Genomic DNA, 24,081 nt, shown 5'->3' with positions numbered 1-24,081 from the left:
AATGCCACAAACGACTTAATCCCCTCCGTCCCCTTTTTCTTATGCATTCGGCAACACCACGCGCTTGCCGTCCACGGTCGGCCGGTTGATGTAGAACAGGCCGGGACCCGGCCGGTACGGTAGTTCGCTGACGCCGGCATCGGCGGCGTAGGTCAGTGCGGTGTCGCCCAGTGCATCGAAGTTCCAGTGCGCTGACTGCATCAGGTAGCGCCGCCGCAGCAGCGCCTCCTGTGTCTGCGTCAGCGGCTGTCCGGCCACCAGGCGGCGTGCGATCGGCTGCAGGGCCGACGGCAGCTCCCAGCCGGGAACTCCGGCCGCATTGGCGGTCCATTGCACGCCGGCATCGATGGCCTGCTGCTGCATCACCTGCAGTGCGATCAGTTGATAACGCCAGTCGATGCGCCGACGCAGCACCACCGCGGCAGTCACATACAGCACCGGTGACAACAGTACGCTGCGGCTGCCTGCACGGCGCTGCTGCTGCCACTGGTGCCAGACATCCACCCAGATCTCTTTTTCCCCAACGCCCAGTTGTTGCCGCCAGCGTTCGGCATCGGCCTGTGTTTCAGCGTAGGCCGTGGTGGCCTGCAGCAACGCCAATGGTGGGACCTGGTAGTCGGCAACCGCTGGGCGGCGCAACTGTTGCCGGCGCGGTCGGCTGAGCAGCTTGGGGCCTTCCTCCAGCTGGTTGTAGCCACCACCGATGTTGGCATGCACACCGGGCAGGGCGATCTCGGCGAATGGCGGCGCCACGCTGGTCAGCGGATAGTGCTGGCGGTGTTCATCGCGTGCAGTGAGCTGCACGACGCGACCGGCGATGCCGCTGTGCAGGGCCAGCTGCGGCTGCTCATCGGCGCGGCCGCCATTGACTGCGACCACGCTGTCGAACAGTCCGATGAAGCGCAGCACCGGTGTGGCGGGGGCGAAGTCCGCAGTGCAGGACAGGCCGGCGCCCTGCAGCAGCTGGCGCCAGCGCGCGCTGTCCCAGCCCTGCAGCTGGTTGGCGATATCACGTGCCGCGGCAGCGCCGCGCGAATAGCCGAACAGATCCAGCTGCACGCCACGCAACGGTCGCTGCCAGCGCGCGGACAGCTCGGCCAGTGCCGCCGGCAGCAGCACCTGCAGCGCGCGCTGCACTTTCGCACGAACGCCACTGGCACCGATACCGAAGGCCAGTCCGATCAGATCATCATCGGCATCATCGCGGGTGCCCACGCCCTCCACATAGATCGACAACGAAGGTGCGCCCATCGCATTGCGGCGGCTGTCCGGATACAGCTGCTGCAGGCGCGCGATGTTGGTCAGGCCGTTGTCGTAGCTGCTGGTCAGCCGGCTCTGGTAGGTCGAATCATCATCCGCGCGCAGCTGCGCCGGACGTGGCTGCGGAACCTGTGGGCGACCGCGTGCCAGGTTGTGTGCGTTGTTGCGGGTGCCATCGAAGAACAGGCCAATCCGCAGCATGCCGACATCTTCATCCGTGTCCTGCGATGGTGCCATGTGCATGTCCCGTCGTGACTGCGTCACGGTAGCGCGAAAGCGGTGTATTGACGAAGTGTAGTGACGCTTTTGACCTTACTTAACGCAGATGCGGTCGATCACAGTTCCTGATTTTCATTCCCATCTTCTATTGAATTCACACGACCCGCGCAGGCCATATGGCCAGACCCGGCAAACCCGGGCGTGCTGCATCAACGCTGTTCACATCATTCAAGGAGCGACGCAATGTTGTCCAGATCGATTGGCAAAGCGGCAGGTGGCCTGGTGTTGGGTTTGTCGGTGGCAGCGGCCGCGCATGCGGCACCGTTGTTCGAGCCGGTGACGGTCATCAGCCGGGCATCGGCAAACAGTGAGCCCGCGCTGGGCAAGCTGCTGGCCACCCCGTCCACCGCGACGGTACAGGAAGTGCGTGTCGACGCTGCTGCCACCGCGCAGCCGCAACTGGAGTTCGAACTGCTTGGCCAGCGCGTGCAGGCGGTGCGCAGCAAGGTGGAAGCCCTGCCCGATGGCGGCAGCATCTGGTACGGCCAGTTGCGCTCGCCGTCCGATCGGCTGACTGCCGCCACTTCGAACGGTCAGGATGATCCTGGCAATTCAGTGATCCTGGTGCGTTCGGGCAACACCCTCACCGGCTCGATCCGCAAGGACGGCAAGCTTTACCGGCTGCGTCCGCTGGGCAACCGCCATGTACTGGTGGAAGTGGATGAATCGCGGATGCCGGCCGATCATCCGGCCGACTACAACCAGCTGCCGAAAATCCCGATGGGCAACAATGACCGCATCGGCATCGCGCAGGCCTCGTCCGGCACCCCAGCCACCATCCGCGTGCTGGTGGTGGCGACCAATGCAGCGGTAACGGCCTATGGCGGCAACATGCAGTCGCTGGTGCAGCTGGCGGTGGCCGAATCCAACCAGGGTTACGTCAACAGCAACGTTGGCATCACCCTGCAGCTGGCCGGCTATGAAACCACCAACTACACCGAGTCCGGCAACTTCACCACCGACCTGACCCGCTTCCGCAACACCAGCGACGGCTACATGGACAGCATCCACACCAGCCGCAACAACACCGCGGCCGATGTCGGCGTCCTGCTGATCAACAACACGAGCTACTGCGGGTTGGCCTCGGGCATCGGCTCGACGGCATCGACGGCCTTCGCGGCGGTGTACTGGGATTGCGCGACCGGCTACTACTCCTTCGCGCATGAGATCGGCCATCTGCAGAGTGCGCGGCACGATATCGCCAGTGATCCCAGCACGTCGCCCTATGCCTATGGGCACGGCTATCGCTACGAGCCGTCCTCCGGTTCGCGCTGGCGCACGATCATGGCCTATGACTGCTCGGCCGGTTGCCCGCGCCTGAACTACTGGTCCAACCCGAACATCAGCTACAACGGCATCCCGATGGGCAATGCCAGTACCGCCGACAACCAGCGCGTGCTGGTCAATACCAAGGCCACCATCGCGGCCTTCCGCTGAAGCCAGTCGCCGACCGGGGTCGGCGTCTACCCGGGTGCGTGCACCTGCCCTGGTAGATGCCAACCTTGGTTGGCACCCTGCGATCCATCATTCGCGCGCGAGCGTATCCAGCGACCAGCCGCCGGCATCCACGCGCAGTACCGATCCCTGTTCGTACCAGTCGCCCAGCACGATGCGGTTGCAGGTGCGGCCACCGGCCTGCAGCGTGTGCACCGCCGGGCGATGGGTGTGGCCGTGGATCATGGTGTCCACGCCATGGCGCACGAAGGTGGCGTCGACTTCGGCCGGAGCCACATCGGTCACGGTCTCGAACTGCGCACGATCGCCCTGCTTCATTTCCGACTGGCGGGCCTGGCTGGCGTCGCGTGCCTTCTGCGCGAAGGCGATGCGTGCGGCCAGCGGCTGCGACAGGAACTGCGCCTGGAATGCCGGGTCGCGCGTCTGTGCACGGAACTGCTGGTAGGGGATGTCGTCCGTGCACAGCAGGTCACCGTGCTGCAGCAGCACCGGGCGACCGTACAGCTCGATCACGCACGGGTCGGGCAGGATGCGCAGGCCGGCACGGCGCGCATAGTCTTCGCCGAGCAGGAAGTCGCGGTTGCCGCGGATGAAATACACCGGCACGCCGCTGTCGGAGAGCACCTTCAGCGCGTCGGCCACTGCATCGGCGGCGGGCGAGGGCGTGTCGTCGCCGATCCAGGCTTCGAACAGGTCGCCTAGGATGTACAGCGCATCGGCGCCGGGCGCCTGTTCGCGCAGGAAGCGCAGGAACAGGTCGGTGATCTCCGGACGGCTGGGGTCCAGGTGCAGGTCGGAAATGAACAGCGTGGTCATGCCTGCATTCTAGGCCATCAACGATGACGGTAGCGCCGGGCCATGCGTGGCGGCCATCACACCGGCAGCGGCAACCAGGCCAGGCTGGCCGATGCCAGCAGGATGGCAATGCCGGTGGCGGCCAGTACATCGGACGGGTAGTGCAGGCCCAGCACCACCCGCGACAGCGCGACGCCGAAGGTGAACGGGACCAGCAGCGGTGCCAGCCACGGGTAGTAGGGCAACGCGACGATGGTGAACGACACCGCGTGCAGGGTGTGCCCGGAGGGGAAGCTGAACTCATCCAGCGGTGCCACCCAGGCACGGATGCGCAGATCGGCCGCATACGGGCGGGGACGCCGGGTCCAGCGCTTGAGGCCTTTGTAGAGCAGCAGCGCGGCCAGACCGGTGGCGGCCATGTGCACGGAGGCGCGCAGTCCGTCGAAGCCGTCGAGCAGCACCAGCGCGCCCATCAGCACGTACCAGAACACGCCATCGCCGAGACGGCTGATGACCGAGAACAGGCGACGCACGCGGCGACGACGGCAGTAGTGGTTGGCCCGGCGGCAGAGCCGCGCCTCGCGGCCGGCCAACAGCTCAAGCGGCGTGGTGCGCATGGCCTCTCCTCCGCGACTGGGCCAGCTCGGACAGCAGCGCATCGAACTCGGCAACCACCTGCTGTGGATGCAGGCGCTTCATCGCACGCGCGGCGCTGCTGCCGAATTCGCGGCGCCGTGCATCATCGGCGGCCAACTGCACGGCTGCCTCGATGAACTGCTCATCGTTTTCCACGGCCGCGCCGTTCTCGCCATCACGCAGGTATTCGCGGGCCGCACCGTAGTCGAAAGCGACGGTGGCCAGGCCGCTGGCCATGCTTTCCAGGGTCACGTTGCCGAAGGTCTCGCTGCGGCTGGGAAACAGGAACAGGTCACCGCTGGCGAAATGCCGCGCCAGGGCCTCGCCGCGCTGGATGCCGCAGAAGATGAAATCCGGGTTTTCATGTGCCAGTTTTTCGCGGGCCGGGCCATCACCTACCCAGACGAAGCGGGCTTTGGGCCGGATCTGCTGCAGGCGCCGGAAGGCTCTCACCGCCAGGCCAAGGTTCTTTTCCGCGGCGATGCGGCCGACATGGATCGCGACCAGGCCATTGCCGTCCACGCCCCATTCCTCGCGCAGCCCCGGGTCGCGCCGGCCCGGATCGAACTGCTGGCTGTCGACCGCACGTGCCAGCAGGCGTACACGTTCGAAACCCTGTTCGCCGAGGAACTGCTGCAGTTCGCGGGTGGGTACCAGCGTTGCGTCGGCCTGGTTGTGGAACCGGCGCATCCAGCGCATCGCAGCGGCCTGCAGCCAGGCGACGCCGTAGTCGGGCAGGTACTCGTCGAAGCGGGTGTGGAAACCACTGGCGACTGGAATGCCAAGGCGGCGCGCGGTGCGCAGCGCCGACCAGCCCAGCGGGCCTTCGGTGGCGATGTAGACCGCATCGGGACGCTGCTGCTGCCAGTGGCGGTTGAGCCGGATCGGTGCAGGCAGGCCGAAGCGCAGGCCGGGGTAGCGTGGCAATGCGGCACCCGGAACCAGCAGCGTGCCTGGCGCCGAGTCCAGCGCTTCGCTGGCCTGGCGTGGCCGGATCAGGTCGATGTCATGGCCGGAAGTGCGCAGTCCCTGCTCCAGGCCCTGCACGGTCAGGGCAACGCCGTTCACTTCCGGCGGGTAGGTCTCGGTGACGATGGCATAGCGCATGGCGGGCCTCCGGGTTTCCGGCATGCTCGGGCCTGGCGATGTAGCGGATATGACCGCTTTGCGACCACGGGATGACGGCGGTCCGGTTCCCGTGGAGCCACGGCCCCGAAGGGCCGTGGCGGTGGTGCAGGGAGCGCGGTGGATCAGAAGCGCTGCTGGTATTTCATGTAGATGAAACGACCGATGTCGAAGCCACCGTAGTAGGAGAAGTTGGCGCTCGGCTGGCTGTACATGACCGGCCCCTGGCGGCCGAATACATTGTTGGCACCGATCGAGACGGTCGCATCCCATGGCAGGTTGTAGCGTGCCTGCACGTCGTGGAAGGTGACCGATCCGCGACGGTTGTAGTCACGGCTGCCACTGAACCACGGTGCGCGCTGCCCCGGGTGCGAACACTCACCCGGGTACGTGGCCGCATCCAGGCAACGTTCCTTGACCGCGGAGAAATAGCGCAGGCCCCAACCCAGGCCGAGGTTGCCACGTTCCCAGCCCAATGACGCATTGGAGCGCACACGGAAGCCGATGCCGCCGTTGGTGGCGATGCCATTGCTGGGGATGGGGGGGGCATCCGCCTCGTTGGTGGTCCGTTCTTCCGCGGCCACCACATAGGTCGTCTTCCAGTCGGCGCTCAGCGTGCCCCAGGACGTTTCGAACTTGTGACCGATCTCCAGGTCATAGCCTTCGGCCTGGCGGAAACCGCTGTTGCGGCTGCCATAGCTGAGCGTGTTGACGATGCCCAGTTCCGGGTCGCGGGTGAAGCTGCCGCAGCGCTCGGCGATGCCCAGTTCGTAGCAGTCGCGGAGGATGTCATTGGGATGGTCGGCAACGATGGTGTTGTCGATGCGGACCTTCCACCAGTCCAGCGCGATGTTCAGTCCTTCAGCAAACGTCGGGCTCCAGACCAGGCCCAGCGTGCGGCTGGTCGAGGTTTCCGGCTTCAGGTCGGGATTGGAGCCGTTGGTGAAGGGCAGGGGCGTCTGCCCGCTGCTGCCGGTGATCGGCTCGTTGCCCTGGCCTAGCTGGCGGTAGCTGTCTGCGTTGGCGATGTCGGCGGCGCAGCGTGCACGTACCTCCGGGCTGCTGGCGGCCGCGCCATGGACGGTATCGCAGGGATCACGGAAGCCGGTGGTGAAGGTCTGCGAACCCCCACCGTACAGATTCGCGATGGTCGGTGCACGGAAGCCCTGGGCCCAGGTGCCACGGACCAGCAACTGGTCGATCGGCTTCCAGGAGACGCCGAACTTGCTGTTGAGGGTTCCGCCGAAGGTGGTGTAGTCGGAGTAGCGCGTCGCCGTGTCGAGGGTCAGCTGGCGTGCACCGGGCAGGTCGTGCAGCAACGGCACGCTCAGCTCCAGATAGGCCTCGTCGACACGGTAGCCACCGCCGGTGGGGCCCGCCGCCAGGTTGGTAGTGGCACCGGTCTGGGCCAGCGCGTCGGGAATGAAGCGACCCTCCTCGCGGCGGCTCTCCACGCCCAGGGCGAAGCCCAGTTCCCCGGCGGGCAGCGTGGCAAGGCCGCCACTGAGGCTGGCGAACAGGTTGCGGGTGGTGTTTCGGCCACGGGTGAGTTCCTCGGGGAACAGCCAGTCCTGCAGTTCGCCGTTGCCGGTCAGGCCGTACGGGTCATCCTGGCCATACGGCACCAGCGGATTCCAGGGCTTGCAGCCGGCAATCGGCGCGTCCGGTGTGCCGCATTCCACCTTGCCGGTGGCCGGGTTGTAGAACGAAGGACCGGTGGAATCGGCGACGCGCTGCTTGTGCAGGTTGCCGGTGGCTCGCTGCTCCAGCTCGCTGCGGTTGTACTGGTAGCCGGCTTCCCAATCGAACTCGCGACCGACGAACTGGAAGCTGCCTTCAAACGCTGCGACACCCTGCCAGGTGGTCAGTTCGCTGATGCTGACGCGCGGAATCTCCCAGCTGCGGCGGTTCCAGTGCACATCGCTTGGGCGTTCATAGCCGTGGTGGCTGCCGAACGGGTTGAACCAGCTGTCGGCGGACATCGGCGTGATGCCGGCTGCACCGGACTGGAACGGATAGCCGGCAACCTGGCGCGTGGTGGTGCGTCGGTTGTAGGCCAACTGGGTGTTGAAGCGGATCTGGTCGTTCAGGTCCATGCGTGCGTCGACGAAGAGCGAATCGCGCTTGATCGGCGTCTGCACGTGCATCTGTTCGTTGCTGTTGCTGACGTCACCGGTGAACGGTGTGTTGTCACTGAGGTGGAAACTGTCCGGCCCGCCCGGCTGGCTGCCGCGATCGAGTGAATAGCTGCAGCCACGGGCGCTGCTGCAGCCCGGGCCCTTGAAGCCGACGATGCGCCCCCACTGGCCGACCGTGGTCCAGCCATCGTCCGGATGACGATCGGTATAGGTGTAGGCGCTGAAGCCGCGGTCCTTCGCCCATACGCCCTTCTCTTCGACATGCTCGGCGGCGACGCTGATCGAGGCGCGGTCATTCGACCAGCCGGCAACCACATCGTACTGGGTGCGGGCACCGTCGCCTTCGCTGAACTGCCCATGGTAGACGTTGGCAGTCACACCCTGGACGTTGCGCCGGGTGATGATGTTGACCACGCCGGCCATCGCGTCGGAACCGTAGATGGCCGAAGCGCCGTCCTTCAGTACTTCCATGCGCTCCACGGCAGCGGCGGGAATGCTGGAAATGTCCTGGTAACCCGAAGTGGTCATGCCCAGGCGCTTGCCGTTGACCAGCACCAGCGTGCGCTGCGCCCCCAGCCCGCGCATGTCCACGTAGCTGCCGCCGGAGGCTTCGCCGCTGCTGAGTGGGCTGGCGCGGCTGAGCGCGGGGCTGCCGGTCGCGGTCAGGTTCTGCAGGATGTCCGCGACGGAATTGAAGCCCTGCCGCTCAATGTCGGCGCGGCTGATGGTCAGCACCGGCTGTGCGGTTTCCAGGTCGACCTGGCGGATGCGCGAACCGGTGATCTCGATACGGTCCAGCGTGGTGGCTTCCGGTGCGTGCTGGGCGAATGCGGGGGCGGCCAGTGTGGTGGTGGCCGCCAACGCCAGTGCACGACGGATCGCCAACCCGAGTTCGGGAATACGGATGGTCATGGGTCTCTCTCTCAGTCTTCGAAGTCTTCGGAACACAGCCAAGCGGGGCTGCGTCAATTCCACCGCGGCGGTGGATGTTCGAACCTAGTGAAGGCGGGCGCGGAGACGTATGGGCAAGCGACGAAAGCACCGCAGACGGCCGTGACGCTTCTGCACAAAGCAGAAGCAAATCAACCGATTGCTCCAACCTGTGGCATTGCGGCGGACGCAGCGCAGAGGACCGTGCCCCTGATTGAACGCATCAGGGTCAATGTGGAAAGCGACAGTCTGCGCGGGGCAGAAAAAAACCACGGCCCCGAAGGGCCGTGGTCGTCGAGCTTCAACAGCGTGGATGGATCAGAAGCGCTGCTGGTACTTCATGTACATGAAACGACCGATGTCGTAGCCACCGTAGTAGGAGAACGACGAGTTCGGCTTGCTGTACATCACCGGAGCTTCCTTGCCGAACACATTGTTCGCGCCCACCGAAACGGTGGCATCCCACGGCAGGTTGTAGCGGAACTGCACGTCGTGGAAGGTCACCGCGCCGCGCTCGTTGTAAGCGGTCGGCGACTTCAGCCACGGAGCCAGGAAGGTCGGATCGGAGCATTCGTCCGGATACCGCGAGGCGTTGAGGCAGCGCTCCTTCACACCGGAGTAGTAGCGTGCCGTCCAGCTGACGCCGAAGTCACCCACATCCCAGCCCAGCACCAGGTTCGAGCGCACGCGGAAGGCAAGGCTGGTGGCGGTGCCGATGGTGTTGGCCACGCCGTTGATCGGCGTGATCGCATCACGGACATCATTGGTGGAGCGGTAGACGTTCTTGCTCACATAGGTGCTGGTCCAGCCTGCGCTCAGCTTGCCGTAGCTGGTGTCGACGCGGTAGCTGACATCCAGGTCGTAACCTTCGGTCTCGGCGAAGCCGGCGTTGCGGTTGCCGAACTTCAGGCCGGTGACGATGCCGTTGGACGGGTCGCGGGTGAAGCGGCTGCAGCGCGATTCGATGCCCTGCTCATAGCAGTCCTTCAGGATCTGGTTCGGGCTGTCACCGACGATGGTGTTGTCGATGCGGATCTTCCACCAGTCCAGCGCCACGTTGAGGTTGCTGACGAAGGTCGGGCTCCACACCAGGCCCAGCGTCTTGCTGGTCGAGGTTTCCGGAACCAGCAGTGGGTTGGAACCGGAAACGAACGGCGTCGGGGTCGCATCCTGTGCCGTGGTTACCGGCGTGTTGCCCTGCTTCAGCTGGCGGAAGTTGGCGGCATCGGCGATGTCACGTGCGCAGCGCGAGCGGACTTCAGCACTGCCCTTGGCCGAGCCGAACACGGTGTCGCACGGGTCGCTGAACTGCGCGAAGGTTTCCGAACCGCCACCGTACAGATCGTTGATGGTCGGTGCGCGGAAGCCTTCGGCCCAGGTACCACGGACCAGCAGCTGGTCGATCGGCTTCCACTTGAAGCCGAACTTGCTGTTGAGCGTGTTGCCGAAGGTGTTGTACTTGGAGTAGCGGGTGGCGGCACTGAAGCTCAGCTCACGCGCACCGGGCAGGTCGGCCAGCACCGGCACGCTGAGCTCCAGGTAGGCTTCCTTCACGTTGTAGCTGCCACCGGTCGGGCCTGCGGCCAGGTTGGTGGTAGCGCCGGTCTGGGCCAGGGCATCGGGGGTGTAGCGGCCATCTTCCTTGCGGCTTTCCACGCCGAAAGCGAAGCCGAGGTCGCCGGCCGGCAGGGTCATGATGCTGCCGGACAGGTTGGCGAACGCGTTCTTGGTGGTGGTCCGGCCGGTGGTGTGCTCCGCCGGGAACAGCCAGGCCATCAGTTCTTCATTGCCGGTCAGTCCGTTCGGATCGTTCTTGCCGTAGGGCACCAGCGGGTTCCACGGCGTGCAGCCGCTGATCACCGCGCCCGGACGGCCACACATCACCTTGCCGGTGGCCGGATCCAGGAACGACGGACCCACGGCGTCACGCACGCGCTTCTTGTGCAGGTTGCCGGTGGCGGTAGCGGTCAGCTCGTTGCGGTTGTACTGGTAGCCCACGTCCCAGTCGAAGTAGCGCTGGCCGATCTCGAAGCTGCCATCCAGCGACACTACCGCACGGTAGGTCTTCAGTTCGCTGGTGCTCACACGCGGGATTTCCCAGGTGCGGCGGTTCCAGGCCACGTCGGTTGGCTTGGCATAGCCGTGCTGGTTGCCGAACGGATTGAAGTAGCTGTCCTTGGACATCAGGCCGGTAGCGGTCGGGTCGCCCGAGATGGACACCGAGCTGGACTGCAGGGGGTAGCCTGCAATCTGGCGCTCGGCCGAACGCTTGTTGTAGCCGAATTCGGTGCGCAGGTTGACCTGGTCGGTGATCTTGAAGCGACCGTCGAAGTACACCGAGTCACGCTTGAGCGGATACATGACGTGCATCTGCTCGTTGGCGTTGCTGACATCGCCGGTGAACGGGGTCGCGTCGGTCAGGTGGTAGTTGGCCGGGTTGGTCGGATCAGCGCCGCGGTTGAGCGAGTAGCCGCAACCCTGGCTGGTGTTGGTGCAGCCCGGGCCACCCTTCAGGCCGGTGACCTGGCCCCACTGGCTCAGCGTGGTCCAGTTGGAGGCATCGTTCGGGTGGCGGTCGCTCACGCCGTACTTGCTGAACCAGCGGTCCTTGGCCCAGACGCTCTTTTCTTCGGAGTGCTCCAGTGCCAGGGTCAGCGACACGCGGTCATTGCTCCAGCCGCCGACCACGTCGAAGCGGTCACGGGCGCCGTCGCCTTCGCTGTACTGGCCGTGGTAGACGTTGGCGGTCACGCCGTTGACGTTGGAACGGGTGATGATGTTGATCACGCCGGCCATCGCATCGGAACCGTAGATGGCCGAAGCGCCATCCTTCAGTACTTCAATGCGTTCCACCGCCGACACCGGCAGCGAGGACACGTCCTGCAGGCCCGAGGTGCTGATGCCCAGGCGCTTGCCGTTGACCAGCACCAGGGTGCGCTGCGCGCCCAGGTTGCGCATGTCGATGTAGGTGCCGCCGGTGTTTTCGCCCGAACTCAGTGCGTTGGCGCGGCTGATCGCCGGGCTGCCCATCGCGGTGACGTTCTGCAGGATGTCGGCCACCGAGCTGAAGCCCTGGCGCTCGATGTCCAGCCGGCTCAGTGCCAGGACCGGCTGTGCGGTCTCCACGTCCACCTGGCGGATGCGCGAGCCAGTGATCTCGATGCGATCCAGGGTGGTCGGCGCGGCAGTGCTGCCACTCTGGGCGAACGCAGGCAGCGCGGCCAGCGTCGCAGTGGTTGCCAGGGCGTAGCGGATGGCCTGCCCCAGGGGGGTGGTGCGTGAAGTCATGACGAGCTCTCTCTCTCTCAGGTCGTGCAGGGACGCCAAAAGGGGCGTCGAAGGAATCGGCCGCCGATAAGCGGACCGATGACCCGATAGTAGTCTCGTTGGTTAATGCCATGTAAAGAGGGCGTGTCGATTTGTACCAGGCTTCATCGTCAGATTTCACGAAAGCTCAACAAAAGCAGTCGCTTAGCTGTAGCCCTGAATGCGCTCCCCCGACATGATCTGCTGCATCGCAGCAGGTCAACGGGGGACGCATGCGCGAATCGTAACGGTGTGTGACCTTCTTCCCCTCGTGGGAAAGCGTGAGCCTCAGGCCACGAACGGCCGGAACTGGATGCCCAGCCCGGCGATGCCGTCGGTCTCGCCGATCAGATCGGCGCGCAGCAGCGGCCGGGCATCGATGAAGGCCTGCGGCACGATCAGCGACAGGCGGTTGTCGTCGGCGGTCAGTTCCAGCGCGGGCAGTGGATCGTCCTCATGGGCACGATTGAGCAGCACCGCCAGGCGCAGCAGGGCGGCCAGCCGGCGAGCGGTCAGCAACAGGCGCTCGGGCAGGGCGTCGAAGGCGGTCTTGGTTACGCTGCGGCGATGGCTGCGCACCAGCGCGGCCAGCATCTGCTGTTCCTGCCGCGAGAAGCCGGCGATATCCGAGTGTTCCAGTACGTAACTGCCATGCACGTGATAGCCGCTGTGCGCGATCATCAGGCCCAGCTCGTGCAGGCGTGCGGCCCAGCCGAGCATCCGCGCGTCGTCGGCATCGAGCCGCCAGCGTTCCTGCACCTGTTCCAGCAGTGACAGCGCGGTGTCCTGCACGCGATCGGCCTGCACGGTATCGATGCCGTAGCGCTGGCTGAGTGCGGACACCGATTCATCGCGCAGGTCGTTTTCGCCGGCGCGGCCGACGATGTCGTACAGGATGCCTTCGCGCATCGCCGCCTTGCTGACCAGCAGCTTCTGCAGGCCCAGTGCCTGGAAGGCGGCCTCCAGCACCAGGATGCCGCCGGCGATGATCGGGCGGCGGTCGCTGGACAGGCCCGGCAACTGGATGTCGTCGATCTTCTTGGCCTTCAGCAGTTCGTCGCGCAGCTGGGGCAGGGCCTCGGCGGTGATCGCGCCCTTGCTCAGCTTCATCGTGGCGCAGATCTCGCTGATCGCCTTGTGCGTGCCCGAAGAACCCAGTGCTTCCTGCCAGCCCAGCGCGCGGTACTTGCTGGCGAAGGGCTGGAACTCGCGGCCGATCTCGGCCAGCGCGTCCTTCCAGCGCTTCTTGCTCAGCTTGCCGCCGGGGAAGAAGCGCCGGGTGCTGGCGATGCAGCCGGCCTGCAGGCTTTCGCGCTCCAGGGTCTGCATGCCCATGCCGATGATGAACTCGGTGGAGCCGCCGCCGATGTCGATCACCAGCCGGCGCTGGCCGGGCTTGGGCGGTTGCGCGTGGGCCACGCCCAGGTAGATCAGGCGCGCTTCTTCGCGGCCGCTGACCACTTCGATGGCATGCCCAAGCGCGGTTTCGGCGGGAACCAGGAACGACTGCGGAGAGCGCAGCTGGCGCACGGTGTTGGTGGCCAGTGCGCGCACCCGGTGCGGCGGCACGTTGCGGATGCGCTGGCCGAAGCGGGCCAGGCATTCCAGCGCGCGCTGCCGCGCAGCGGAGGAGAGCCCACCTTTGCCATCCAGGCCATCGGCCATGCGCACGGTCTCGCGCAGGCGGTCGATCACCCGCAGCTGGCCGAGCGTGTAGCGCGCGATGACCATGTGGAAACTATTGGAGCCAAGGTCGATGGCGGCCAGCAGGTCGCCATCCTGCAATGCGGGCGGAGTCGTGGTGGTATGCGGCATGGACGAATGTTAGCCGAAGGGGCGGTGTGCTCGTCACCGCGCGGCCTTCACATTTTGGAAGAGGGGAGTGCGGCAGGGCTGCGCCCTGCACCCGCCGAATCAACGGCAACGGCTAAAGCAAAAGCAAAAGCGGGCTATCCGTAGGATGGCGGGGTGGGTCCGATGGCAGGGGACGCCGTTAACCCGTCCATGGGGGCTTGGTCGCCGCATCCATGCGGCTCACACCCCTGCCACCGGACCCACCCCGCCTTCGACAGAATTCCGCTGCTGTTGGTAGGTGTCGACCTTGGTCGACACTGATCCAATCCCGACCAGAATCGGTGCCTGCCGCTCCTGGTAGGTGTCGACCTTGGTCGACACACCGGCTCACAGCCCCTGCATCAATGCCATCTGCGCAGAATGCGGGGCTTCGTCGTGTGCCGGGGCACGCTTGTGGTAGATGCCGTCGGCATCCAGTTCCCAGGCGTTGAGGTTGTCGTCCAGGTAGTTCTGCAGGACTTCGCGGTACACGCGCTTGGCCAGCTCCGGGTCGAGGATCGGGAAGCACGTCTCGACACGGCGCAGCAGGTTGCGTTCCAGCCAGTCGGCGCTGGCGCAGTACATCTCCGGTGCGCCGTCGTTGCCGAACCAGTAGACGCGGCTGTGCTCCAGGAAGCGGCCGACGATCGAGCGCACGCGGATGTTGTCCGAGATGCCCGGTACGCCCGGGCGCAGGGTGCAGGCGCCGCGGATGATCAGGTCGATCTGCACGCCTGCCTGCGAGGCGGCGTACAGCGCGCGCACCACCTGCGGTTCGTTCAGTGCGTTCATCTTGGCGATGATCCGCGCAGGGCGGCCGGCGGCGGCAATGCGCGTTTCGCGCTCGATGCGGCCGAGGATGCCGGTGTGCAGGGTGAAGGGGGACTGCAGCAGGCGCTTGAGCTTCATCTTCGAGGCCAGCCCGGACAGCTGCTGGAACAGCAGGTGCACGTCGTTGCCGATGTCCGCATCGGCAGTGATCAGGCTGATGTCGGTGTACGCGCGGGCGGTGCCGCTGTGGTAGTTGCCGGTGCCCAGGTGCACGTAGCGGCGCAGTTTGCGGCCCTCGCGGCGCACGATCAGCAGCATCTTTGCGTGGGTCTTGTAGCCGACCACGCCGTACACCACCTGCACGCCGGCTTCCTGCAGGCGATCGGCCAGGCCCAGGTTGGCCTCTTCGTCGAAACGTGCGCGCAGTTCAACCACCACGGTCACGTCCTTGCCGTTGCGCGCGGCCTGGATCAGCGCGTCGACGATCAGCGAATCCTTGCCGGTGCGGTACAGGGTCTGCTTGATCGCCAGTACGTTGGGGTCGATCGCCGCCTGCCGGATCAGGTCCAGCACTGCGGTGAAGGCATCGAACGGGTGGTGCAGCAGCAGGTCCTGGCGCGCCGCCGTCTCGAAGATGCCGTCGCTGTCGCGCAGCGTGCGCGGGGTCATCGGCGGGTACTTCAGGTCCGGCTGCGCGATCAGGTCGTACAGCTGGATGATGCGGTTGAGGTTGACCGGGCCGTCGATGCGGTACACCGCGTTCTCGGTCAGGCCGAAATTCTGCAGCAGGGTGCGCACGATGTCGCGTGGCATGTCCTGCGCGATTTCCAGGCGCACCGCCGGCCGGTAGCCGCGGTCGACCAGTTCGTCGCGCAGTGCCAGCGCCAGGTTCTCCACTTCCTCCTCGTCCACCACCAGCTCGGAGTTGCGGGTAACGCGGAACTGGTAGGCCCCCTGCACTTCCATGCCGGGGAACAGCTCATCGACGAAGGTGGACAGCACCGACGACAGGAACACGAAGTTCTGCGATCCGCCGAGCTTCTCCGGCAGCTGGATGATGCGCGGCAGCGAGCGCGGCGCACGTACGATGGCCAGATGGCCGGCGCGGCCGAACGCGTCGGTGCCCTTCAGCACCACCACGATGTTCAGCGACTTGTTGAGGATCTTCGGGAACGGATGCACCGGGTCCAGGCCCAGCGGCGACAGCACCGGCATGATCTCGTTGCGGAAGTAGGCGCGCAGCCAGCGCTTCTGGCGGTCGGTCCAGGAATGGCGGCCGAGCACGCCGATGCCGGCCTCCATCAGCGCCGGGCGCAGCGTCTCGTTCCAGCAGCGGTACTGCTGGTCCACCAGTTCCGCGGCGCGGTCGTGGATGGCATTGAGGATGGCCTGCGGGCTCATCCCGTCCGGCGCCGGCGGCAGGCCGAATTCCTGCGCGTGGCGCACGGCGGCGGCGCGGATCTCGAAGAACTCGTCCAGGTTGGTGCAGGAGATGCACATGAAGCGCAGCCGCTCCAGCAGCGGCACCTGCGGGTCCATCGCCTGGGCCAGCACGCGGAAATTGAAATCCAGCTGCGACAGTTCGCGGTTGATGTAGAGCGCCGGGTCACGCAGCGGATCGTTGTCCGGGCTCACGGGGAGGGGGAGGGATCCGAGGCTGCTCATGGCGTCATTCTTCGATGGAAGTCAGGGGGGGCGGACTCGCGCGGGCGCACGTGGTCGGCATCGAAATGGCAGGAAAACACCGAGCCCTTGCCAACCTCGCTTTCAATCTCCAGCCGCGCATGGTGCAGGCCGAGGATGTGCTTGACGATGGACAGGCCCAGGCCGGTACCACCGCTTTCGCGGGAGCGGCTGCTGGAGACACGGTAGAAACGTTCGGTCAGGCGCGGCAGGTGGGTGGCCGGGATGCCGTAGCCGGAATCGCGCACTGCCAGCACGGCGCCGTCGCCTTCGCGGCGGAATTCCACGGCGATGCGGCCACCGGCCGGCGTATAGCGCACCGCGTTGGTGACCAGGTTGGAGAAGGCGCTGTGCAGTTCCTTGGTCGAGCCCTGCAGGTCAACGCCGGCAAGATCGTCGATGCTGATCTGGTGGCGGCCCTGGCTGTGCGCTTCGGCTTCGCGGCGCAGGGTGGCCAGCATCGGTTGCATGGCCACGGTCTCTTCCTCGCTGTGTTCCTGCGACTCGAGGCGCGACAGCGTCAGCAGGTCTTCCACCAGTTGGGCCATGCGCTGGCTCTGCTTGCGCATTTCTTCCAGCATCGGACCGGTTCCCGGGAAATCCTCCGGGTCCATCATGTCCAGGTAGCCGTGGACCACGGTGAGCGGCGTGCGCAGTTCGTGTGAAACGTTGGCCACAAAATCGCGGCGCACCTGTTCCAGGCGCAGCAGCTTGCTGACGTCGCGGGCGATCAGCAGCCAGTAATCCGACGAATAGGGAATCAGGCGCAGGTTCAGGCGGATCGCCGGATCGACCGGCGAGGGCACGTCCAGGATCGGCTCGGCATTGCGGCCACCAGCCAGCCAATGCGCCAGCGGCATCGGCTGCAGGCGTTCGACCAGGGCCTCGCCGAGGTCGCCCGGATGATGCAGGCCGAGCAGGGCGGTGGCCGCTTCGTTGAACCACTGCACACGCTGGCTGTTGCGATCCAGCACCACCACGGCATCGGGCAGCGCGGCGGCGGCGGCGCGGTAGCTGCGCAGCATGTCCAGCAGGCGGCGCTTGCGCACGCGCATTTCCACCTGGTTGCGGTACAGCAGGCGGTCCAGCTCGTTCCAGACGCCGGTGCCTTCTTCGGCGGTGTCCCAGCGCTGGCGCGCGGTCAGCCGGCGCAGCACGCTGCGCAGGCGCCAGTAATGCCATGCCAGCGTGGCCAGTGCGCCCAGTGCGATGCACAACCACAGATGGCCCGTGAACCACCCCACCAATCCGGCGAACAGCAGTACCGCGGCAACGGTGGCCAGGGTCTTCAACCAGGCAGAGCGGATGTGGCGGGGCATTGCGATCTCGTCGTTGAGGTGCGGCGGTTCACTGGGGTGAACCGAGGGTTATAGCAGAGTTGCCGGCGCCGGCACCCGCAGGTGCGTGGCGCCGGCACGACGAGACTCAGGTAGCAGTGGAGAAGCGGTAGCCGGCGCCGCGCACGGTCTGCACCATGTTTTCGGCGTTGAACGGTTCCAGCGTCTTGCGCAGGCGGCGGATGTGCACGTCGATGGTGCGCTCCTCCACGTACACGCTGCCGCCCCAGACATGGTCCAGCAGCTGGGCGCGGGTGTAGACGCGCTCGGGGTGGGTCATGAAGAAGTGCAGCAGGCGGTATTCGGTGGGGCCGATCGGCACCGGCTGGTCGTTGGCGAACACGCGATGGGCGGCGCCGTCGATGCGGATCGGGCCGACGGCCACGCTGCCGTCCTCGTCATCTTCGCGGGCGCGGCGCATCACCGCACGGATGCGGGCCAGCAGTTCGCGCGCCGAGAACGGCTTGACCACATAGTCGTCGACGCCAGCTTCAAGGCCACCGACGCGATCGTTCTCTTCGCCGCGGGCGGTCAGCATGATGATCGGCACTTCGCGGGTCAGGGTTTCCTTGCGCCAGCGACGGGCCAGGTCCAGGCCGCTGGTGCCGGGCAGCATCCAGTCCAGCAGGATCAGGTCGGGGACGCGATCGGCGATGGCGGTCTGGGCCTCACGGGCGTCGCCGGCGTGGACCGGTTCGTAATCGCCCTTGCGCAGGGCGAAGGCGACCATTTCACGGATCGCGGGCTCGTCATCGACGATCAGGATGCGTTTCTGCACGAGGACACCGTAGGGCTCGGTTACTGGAGTGGTGCCAGTAGACTACGGTTTGATGACATGTTTGTGACTGCCTGGCCGGAACCGGCCTGGATTGCCATCGGCCGGTCATGCAGCGCTCAGCGGCGGTCCAGATCCGGGTCCTGCACGCCCTGGCGGCGCAGCTCCAGCACGGTGGGGGTGATCGCCTCGATGCGCGCATCCACCCGTGCCCGGCCGACATAGTCCAGCGCCGGATTGCGCTTGAGCGCCTGTAGCTGCATCAGCGACTGTTCCGGCCGGCCGCTGAGGAAGGCCGCCTCGGCGTAGGCCTCGCTGGCACGCACGCTGTCGCCGGCCAGTTCGCTGGCGCGGGCGTACCGCTGCTGGAAGACCGGATCGTTACCGCTTTGCGACAGCAGGGGCCGCAGCATGGCCTGCGCGCGCTGGCCGGCCTCGCGGCTGCCCTGTTCGTTCAGGATCTCGGCATAGGTCAGCGCCACCGGACGGCTGTTGGGGTGCTGGCGCAGCAGCTGCTCGAAGCGGCTGTTGGCCTGGGCGGTCTGGCCCGCACGCGATTCGGCCTCGCCCAGCCCCAGTGCCAGCCACAGATTGTCCGGGCGGGTCTGCAGCAGGCCTGCCAGGGTCTGCCGGGCCTGGGCGGCGCCGGCGCGACCGCTGCGCATCACCGCCAGCGCCTGGCCATAGCGCTGGGCATCGTTGAGGCCGTCCTTCTGGCGCTTGGCCAGATCGGCGTACTCGCGTTCCAGCTCGGGGGTGGAGTCCGCGCTGAGCACGCGCAGGCGCTCGCGCGCCCAGTCGAAGTCGCCACTGGCGCCGCGGCTGAGCTGGCCCATCGGGATGCGCAGCACGCTGCTGGGCAGCAGCGGGTTGTTTCCGCGCAACAGGGGTTCGGCCAGGCTGGGATCGGTCGGGTCCACGCGCTCCCTGCGCTCGCCACTGGGGGTGGTGGTGGTCAGCAGCACCGTGTCCTTCTTCATCTGCTCGGCGCGGGCCTTGGCCTCGCTGATGCGGGTGATGTTGACCGGGTGGGTGCGCAGGAACTCGGGCACGCTGTAGCCGCCCTCGTTGCCGCGCATCGCCGATGCCATCCGCTCGAAGAAGCCGGCCATGGCATCCACGTCGTAGCCACTGCGCGACAGGGTGCGGATGCCGAGGCGGTCGGCCTCGGACTCGTTGGAGCGGGTGTAGTTGATCTGCCGCTGCTGCATCAGGCCCATGCCGGAACTGATCGCGGCCATCGTCGCGTTGCCGGAGGAGGTGCTGTTGCTGGCCTGCGCGGCCACCACCGCCGCCAGCATGCCGAGCAGGATCGGGATCTGGTCGCGCTGGGCGCGCTCGACTCCGCGCAGCACGTGCTGCTGGGTGACGTGGGCGATTTCGTGCGACAGCACCGCGGCCACCTCGTCCTCGCGCTCGGCGGTCAGCACCAGGCCGGCATTGACCCCGATGTAGCCGCCCAGCGTGGCGAAGGCGTTGATCTGGCGGTCCTTCATCACGAAGAACGTGTACGGCTGGCGCGGCTGGTCGCTGTTGGAGCCGAGGCGGGTGCCCATGGTCTGCAGCCAGTCGTTGACCAGCGGGTCGTCCAGCAGGTAGCCGTAGTTGCGCAGCTCGCGCAGCATCATCGCGCCGTACTCGGCCTGGCGGGCCGGGGTCAGCAGCTCGCCGGCCGACGAGCCGATGTCGGGCAGCTTCTCCTGGGCCTGGGCCAGCGGCGTGGCCAGGGCCAGGGTGACGGCGGTAGTCAGCAGCAGGGCTCGCAAGCAGGAGGTCCTCGGGCGGGGCGCGCCAAGCGTGGCAGGGCAGGGGGCAACCATTCGTTAATCCACAGTGTTGCGGCGGTGGCGTGGAAATTCCAGCGCACCGGTACCATATGTAGACCGTCGATCCATCGTGGAGTTTCCCGTGACAGCCCAGACCGCCGGCGGTGCCCCCGCCATCACCATCTATTCCACCGCCGTCTGCCCGTATTGCGTGGCCGCCAAGAACTTCCTGAAGAGCAAGGGCCAGCAGTGGACCGAGGTCCGCATCGACCTGGACCCGGTCGAGCGCGAGAAGATGATGGCCAAGACCCGCCGTACCAGCGTGCCGCAGATCTTCGTCGGCGACGTCCATGTGGGCGGCTACGACGACATGATGGCCCTGCACCGTGAAGGCAAGCTCGAGCCGCTGCTGGCCGGGCAGGGCCAGGCATGAGCGCGGCCGACGACGGCAGCAAGGACCGCATCGCCGAGTTCACCGAGTTCCGCAAGCGCATGAACGAGCGCATCCTGGGCGAGCCGAACCAGGTGGTGCGGCGCTTCTTCGCGCTGGACACGCAGACCTACCAGGCCGGTGCGCTGGACGTGAAGACCAAGGAACTGCTGGGCCTGGTGGCCTCGATGGTGCTGCGCTGCGACGACTGCATCAGCTACCACGTGGCCCAGTGCAAGGACGCCGGGGTGACCCGCGAGGAGTTCTTCGAGACCTTCTCGGTCGGCCTGGTGGTGGGTGGCTCGATTGTGATCCCGCACCTGCGTCGCGCGGTCGACTTCCTCGACCAGCTCGAAGGCGGCGCCGCCGCCCCGGCAGCGCACGAGCACTGAGGTAGCGCCGGGGCATTTCCCGCGATCCAACCGCCCAAGAGCCCCTTCTTGTTGAAGGGGCGCGCCAACAGGCGGGGGTAGAGGAGGAATGCGCGGGCAATTATGCCTTTGCCGGGGTCAGGACCATGGTCTACTTGGGTAGCCGGGCCCGGCTAAGGCATAATTGCCGGTGAAACTTCCTTTGCGCCGGCGTTTCCGGGCACGTCCGGACGGCGTTTTTCCCCCTGTTCGGAACATCGATCAATGACGCAGAAAATTACGGTCATCCGCGGCGACGGCATTGGCCCGGAAATCATGGACGCCACCCTGTTCGTGCTCGACCAGCTCAAGACTGGCCTGGAGTACGAAGACGCCGACGCCGGCCTGGTGGCCCTGGAAAAGCACGGCGACCTGATGCCGGCGGTGACCCTGGAATCGATCGCGCGCAACAAGGTCGCGCTGAAGAGCCCGCTGACCACCCCGGTCGGTGGTGGTTTCACCTCGATCAACGTCAGCCTGCGCCGTCACTTCGACCTGTACGCCAACGTGCGTCCGGCCCACACCTTCCCGAACACCAAGTCGCGTTTCGACAACGTCGACCTGATCACCGTTCGTGAGAACACCGAAGGTGCGTACCTGGCCGAAGGCCAGGAAGTGTCGGCCGACGGCGAGACCGCCTTCTCCGGCACCCGCATCACCCGCAAGGGCTCCGAGCGCATCGTGCGCTACGCCTTCGAGCTGGCCAAGAGCACCGGCCGCAAGAAGGTCACCGCCGTGCACAAGGCCAACATCATCAAGTCGACCTCGGGCCTGTTCCTGAATGTCGCCCGTGAAGTGGCCGCGCAGTACCCGGACATCGAATTCCAGGAAATGATCGTCGACAACTGCTGCATGCAGCTGGTCATGCGTCCGGAACAGTTCGACGTGATCGTCACCACCAACCTGTTCGGCGACATCATCTCCGACCTGTGCGCCGGCCTCGTCGGCGGCCTGGGCCTGGCCCCGGGTGCCAACATCGGCAAGGATGCGGCGATCTTCGAAGCCGTGCACGGCACCGCGCCGGACATCGCCGGCCAGGGCAAGGCCAATCCGTGTGCGCTGCTGCTGGCAGCCGCGCAGATGCTGGACCATATCGGCCAGCCGGAAAACGCCGAGCGCCTGCGCAAGGCCATCGTGGCGACCATGGAAGCCAAGGACTCGCTGACCGGCGACCTGGGCGGCACCGGCACCACCATGAGCTTCGCCAAGGCCATCGCCAGCCGCCTGTAAGCGGCCGGTCGGCCTCGGTTGGATCCCAGCGGGGCGCCTTCGGGCGCCCCGTTGCGTTTTCCGGTAGATCCACGCCATGCGTGGATGACGGAATGATCGGTTGTGCGGTTTTCGCACAGGTCATGTGCCCCCGCACGGCTGGTTCGTGCGCCAATCGCTCCGCATCCTGTGCCCCACACCCACCGCACAGGAACCCTCCCATGAACCTCACCGCCTTCGGCCTGGCCAGCCTGATCGGCATGGCCGCCACCGCCCCGGTCGCTGCCGCCGAACCGTCCCATCCCACCATCCGCCACATGGCCGGCGCGCCGGTCGCGGCCTCGCTGGATGCAGCGAAGACCGCCGTGCTGGTGATCGACTTCCAGAACGAATACTTCGATGCCAGCGCCGCGCCCGGCTTTGCTGGTGGCCGCATGGTCATTCCCGATGGCGTGGCCGCACTGCGCCAGGCCAGGCGGGTGGTCGAGTTCGCCGATACTCACGGCATCCGCGTGATCCACGTGCAGCATGTGTTGCCGGCCGGTGCACCGCTGTTCGCGCAGGGCAGCGTCAATGCCGCCTTCCATCGCGACCTGCAGCCGCGCAAGGGTGAGACCGTGGTGCAGAAGGACAATGTCAGCGTGTTCGCTGGCAACTCGGCCGCGATGCTCGACACGGTGCTGAAGGATGCCGGCATCGACACCCTGATCGTCACCGGCCTGCAGACCCATGCCTGTGTGGCCGGTGCTGCGCGCGACGCGGCGGCGGCACCGCGCGGCTACCGGGTGATCGTATCGTCCGATGCCAGCGCCAGCCGCGACCTGGACCTGGCCAGTGGCCAGCGCATCGATCATCGCGCGCTGCATGACGCCTCGCTGGCGCAGATCGAAGACGCCTTCGGTGATGTCATGAGCACCGACGCGATCCTGGCGCTGCCGGTGCGCAAGGCCGGCGACGGCGCTTGATAAGCTGGTGGGGCCCGCATGCCGTGGGCCCCGTCACCTGGAGTCGCTCGCCGATGGATCACTTCGCCGCCCTGCGTGCGCTGCGCGCCATCGTCGACGCAGGCAGCTTCACTGCTGCTGCCGAGCGCCTGGGGACCACCCACTCGGCGATGTCACGGCAACTGCGGCAGCTGGAAGAGCATCTGCAGGTGCGACTGCTCGATCGCAACAGCCGCCGGCTGTCACTGACCGAAGCCGGTCGCGACTACTACCGCGAGGCGGCAGCGCTGCTGGATCGCCTGCAGGAAGCGGATGATCGCGTGCGTGCCGGGCAAGCGCAGCCCGGTGGCATCGTACGCATCAGCGTGCCGCAGGTCGTGGCCAGCCAGGAGTTGCCGCATTGGCTGCCGTCGTTCCTGCAGCGCTACCCGCAGGTTGCGCTTGATCTGTCGGCCGATGATCAACTGGTCGATGTCGTCGGTGGTGGCTTTGACCTGGCGCTGCGTATCGCGGCCTCGCTGCCGGACAGCCAGCTGGTCGCGCGCGAACTGGCCAGCTGCCCGCGCATCCTGGTCGCTGCACCGGCCTATCTGGCGCATCATGGTCTGCCGCGTCAGGCATCGGATCTGGCGCAGCACACGCTGCTGGGCTTCAGTCCCACGCCGTCAATGCCGCCCTGGCAGTTGCAGGGGCCGCGCGGCGCCAGTGCGAGCATCGAGGCCGGGCAACGCCTGCGCGTGGATGCGACGCCGGCGCTGTATGCCGCCGCGCTGGCGGGAATGGGCATCAGCCTGTTCACCGCACTGACGGTGCAGGAAGACCTGCGCGCCGGTCGTTTGATCCGTGTGTTGCCGGCCTGGCATGCGGGACAGCGCCGCTACTTCGCGCTGTATCCGCATGCACGTGCGCTGGCGCCGAAAGTGCGTGCGCTGGTCGAGCACCTCGCGGCGCACTACGCTGCACAGGTGGGCGCGGCAGGATAGTCGCGCGGCTGCAACC

17 protein-coding genes are annotated in these 24,081 nt (G+C 66.5%); 6 read left to right on the top strand and 11 right to left on the bottom strand.

Annotated features, from left to right (window positions below; translation table 11 throughout):
- Window positions 1–39: 39 nt before the first annotated feature.
- Window positions 40–1,497, bottom strand: a complete 1,458-nt coding sequence (locus N5D20_RS07780) for a DUF2235 domain-containing protein (RefSeq protein WP_279914738.1) — start codon at window positions 1,495–1,497, stop codon at window positions 40–42.
- Window positions 1,498–1,722: 225 nt separating this feature from the next.
- Between N5D20_RS07780 and N5D20_RS07775 the strand changes: the two genes are divergently transcribed.
- Entirely contained in the window at window positions 1,723–2,976 is a 1,254-nt protein-coding gene (locus N5D20_RS07775; RefSeq protein WP_010483932.1) for a zinc-dependent metalloprotease, read from the top strand.
- 87 nt (window positions 2,977–3,063) lie between these two features.
- Here the strand turns inward: N5D20_RS07775 and lpxH are convergent, their stop codons facing one another.
- From lpxH to N5D20_RS07725, 10 genes are all read right to left on the bottom strand, one after another.
- On the bottom strand, window positions 3,064–3,810 hold the full coding sequence (gene lpxH, locus N5D20_RS07770) for a UDP-2,3-diacylglucosamine diphosphatase (protein ID WP_010483930.1): 747 nt from the start codon (window positions 3,808–3,810) through the stop codon (window positions 3,064–3,066).
- A 56-nt stretch (window positions 3,811–3,866) separates the two neighbouring features.
- Window positions 3,867–4,406 (bottom strand): phosphatase PAP2 family protein, encoded by a 540-nt coding sequence (locus N5D20_RS07765; protein ID WP_100447800.1) that lies wholly within the window; start codon window positions 4,404–4,406, stop codon window positions 3,867–3,869.
- The gene (locus N5D20_RS07760) at window positions 4,387–5,532 is read right to left on the bottom strand and encodes a glycosyltransferase family 1 protein (RefSeq protein WP_279914737.1); all 1,146 of its coding nucleotides are present in this window, start codon (window positions 5,530–5,532) and stop codon (window positions 4,387–4,389) included. Before N5D20_RS07760 ends, N5D20_RS07765 begins: the two co-directional genes overlap by 20 nt.
- A 143-nt stretch (window positions 5,533–5,675) precedes the next feature.
- Window positions 5,676–8,600: a TonB-dependent receptor gene (locus N5D20_RS07755; RefSeq protein WP_191863746.1), complete on the bottom strand. Its 2,925-nt coding sequence runs from the start codon at window positions 8,598–8,600 to the stop codon at window positions 5,676–5,678.
- A 336-nt stretch (window positions 8,601–8,936) separates the two neighbouring features.
- Entirely contained in the window at window positions 8,937–11,906 is a 2,970-nt protein-coding gene (locus N5D20_RS07750) for a TonB-dependent receptor (RefSeq protein WP_053442569.1), read from the bottom strand.
- 306 nt (window positions 11,907–12,212) lie between these two features.
- Complete coding sequence (ppx, locus tag N5D20_RS07745) at window positions 12,213–13,739, bottom strand: exopolyphosphatase (RefSeq protein ID WP_010483920.1); 1,527 nt, start codon at window positions 13,737–13,739, stop codon at window positions 12,213–12,215.
- Between the two features lie 366 nt (window positions 13,740–14,105).
- The gene (ppk1, locus tag N5D20_RS07740; protein WP_019337026.1) at window positions 14,106–16,193 is read right to left on the bottom strand and encodes a polyphosphate kinase 1; all 2,088 of its coding nucleotides are present in this window, start codon (window positions 16,191–16,193) and stop codon (window positions 14,106–14,108) included.
- The gene (gene phoR, locus N5D20_RS07735; RefSeq protein WP_279914736.1) at window positions 16,190–17,530 is read right to left on the bottom strand and encodes a phosphate regulon sensor histidine kinase PhoR; all 1,341 of its coding nucleotides are present in this window, start codon (window positions 17,528–17,530) and stop codon (window positions 16,190–16,192) included. Before phoR ends, ppk1 begins: the two co-directional genes overlap by 4 nt.
- 106 nt (window positions 17,531–17,636) lie before the next feature.
- The gene (phoB, locus tag N5D20_RS07730) at window positions 17,637–18,326 is read right to left on the bottom strand and encodes a phosphate regulon transcriptional regulator PhoB (protein WP_005408258.1); all 690 of its coding nucleotides are present in this window, start codon (window positions 18,324–18,326) and stop codon (window positions 17,637–17,639) included.
- Between the two features lie 116 nt (window positions 18,327–18,442).
- Window positions 18,443–20,143 (bottom strand): M48 family metalloprotease, encoded by a 1,701-nt coding sequence (locus tag N5D20_RS07725; protein WP_173581532.1) that lies wholly within the window; start codon window positions 20,141–20,143, stop codon window positions 18,443–18,445.
- An 88-nt stretch (window positions 20,144–20,231) separates the two neighbouring features.
- On the opposite strand from N5D20_RS07725, the gene grxC reads away from it, so the two are divergent.
- From grxC to N5D20_RS07700, 5 genes are all read left to right on the top strand, one after another.
- The gene (gene grxC / locus N5D20_RS07720) at window positions 20,232–20,522 is read left to right on the top strand and encodes a glutaredoxin 3 (protein WP_010483913.1); all 291 of its coding nucleotides are present in this window, start codon (window positions 20,232–20,234) and stop codon (window positions 20,520–20,522) included.
- On the top strand, window positions 20,519–20,911 hold the full coding sequence (locus tag N5D20_RS07715) for a carboxymuconolactone decarboxylase family protein (protein WP_004154542.1): 393 nt from the start codon (window positions 20,519–20,521) through the stop codon (window positions 20,909–20,911). Before grxC ends, N5D20_RS07715 begins: the two co-directional genes overlap by 4 nt.
- 243 nt (window positions 20,912–21,154) lie before the next feature.
- Window positions 21,155–22,159: an isocitrate dehydrogenase gene (locus tag N5D20_RS07710; protein WP_012479261.1), complete on the top strand. Its 1,005-nt coding sequence runs from the start codon at window positions 21,155–21,157 to the stop codon at window positions 22,157–22,159.
- A 200-nt stretch (window positions 22,160–22,359) separates the two neighbouring features.
- On the top strand, window positions 22,360–23,103 hold the full coding sequence (locus N5D20_RS07705) for a cysteine hydrolase (RefSeq protein ID WP_043401342.1): 744 nt from the start codon (window positions 22,360–22,362) through the stop codon (window positions 23,101–23,103).
- Between the two features lie 53 nt (window positions 23,104–23,156).
- Window positions 23,157–24,065: a LysR family transcriptional regulator gene (locus N5D20_RS07700; protein WP_171953894.1), complete on the top strand. Its 909-nt coding sequence runs from the start codon at window positions 23,157–23,159 to the stop codon at window positions 24,063–24,065.
- Window positions 24,066–24,081 lie beyond the last annotated feature (16 nt).

It is taken from the genome of Stenotrophomonas sp. GD03877, assembly GCF_029840555.1.
Classification (GTDB): Bacteria; Pseudomonadota; Gammaproteobacteria; order Xanthomonadales; family Xanthomonadaceae; genus Stenotrophomonas; species Stenotrophomonas geniculata.
This window is presented reverse-complemented; position numbering and strand designations above follow the sequence as displayed.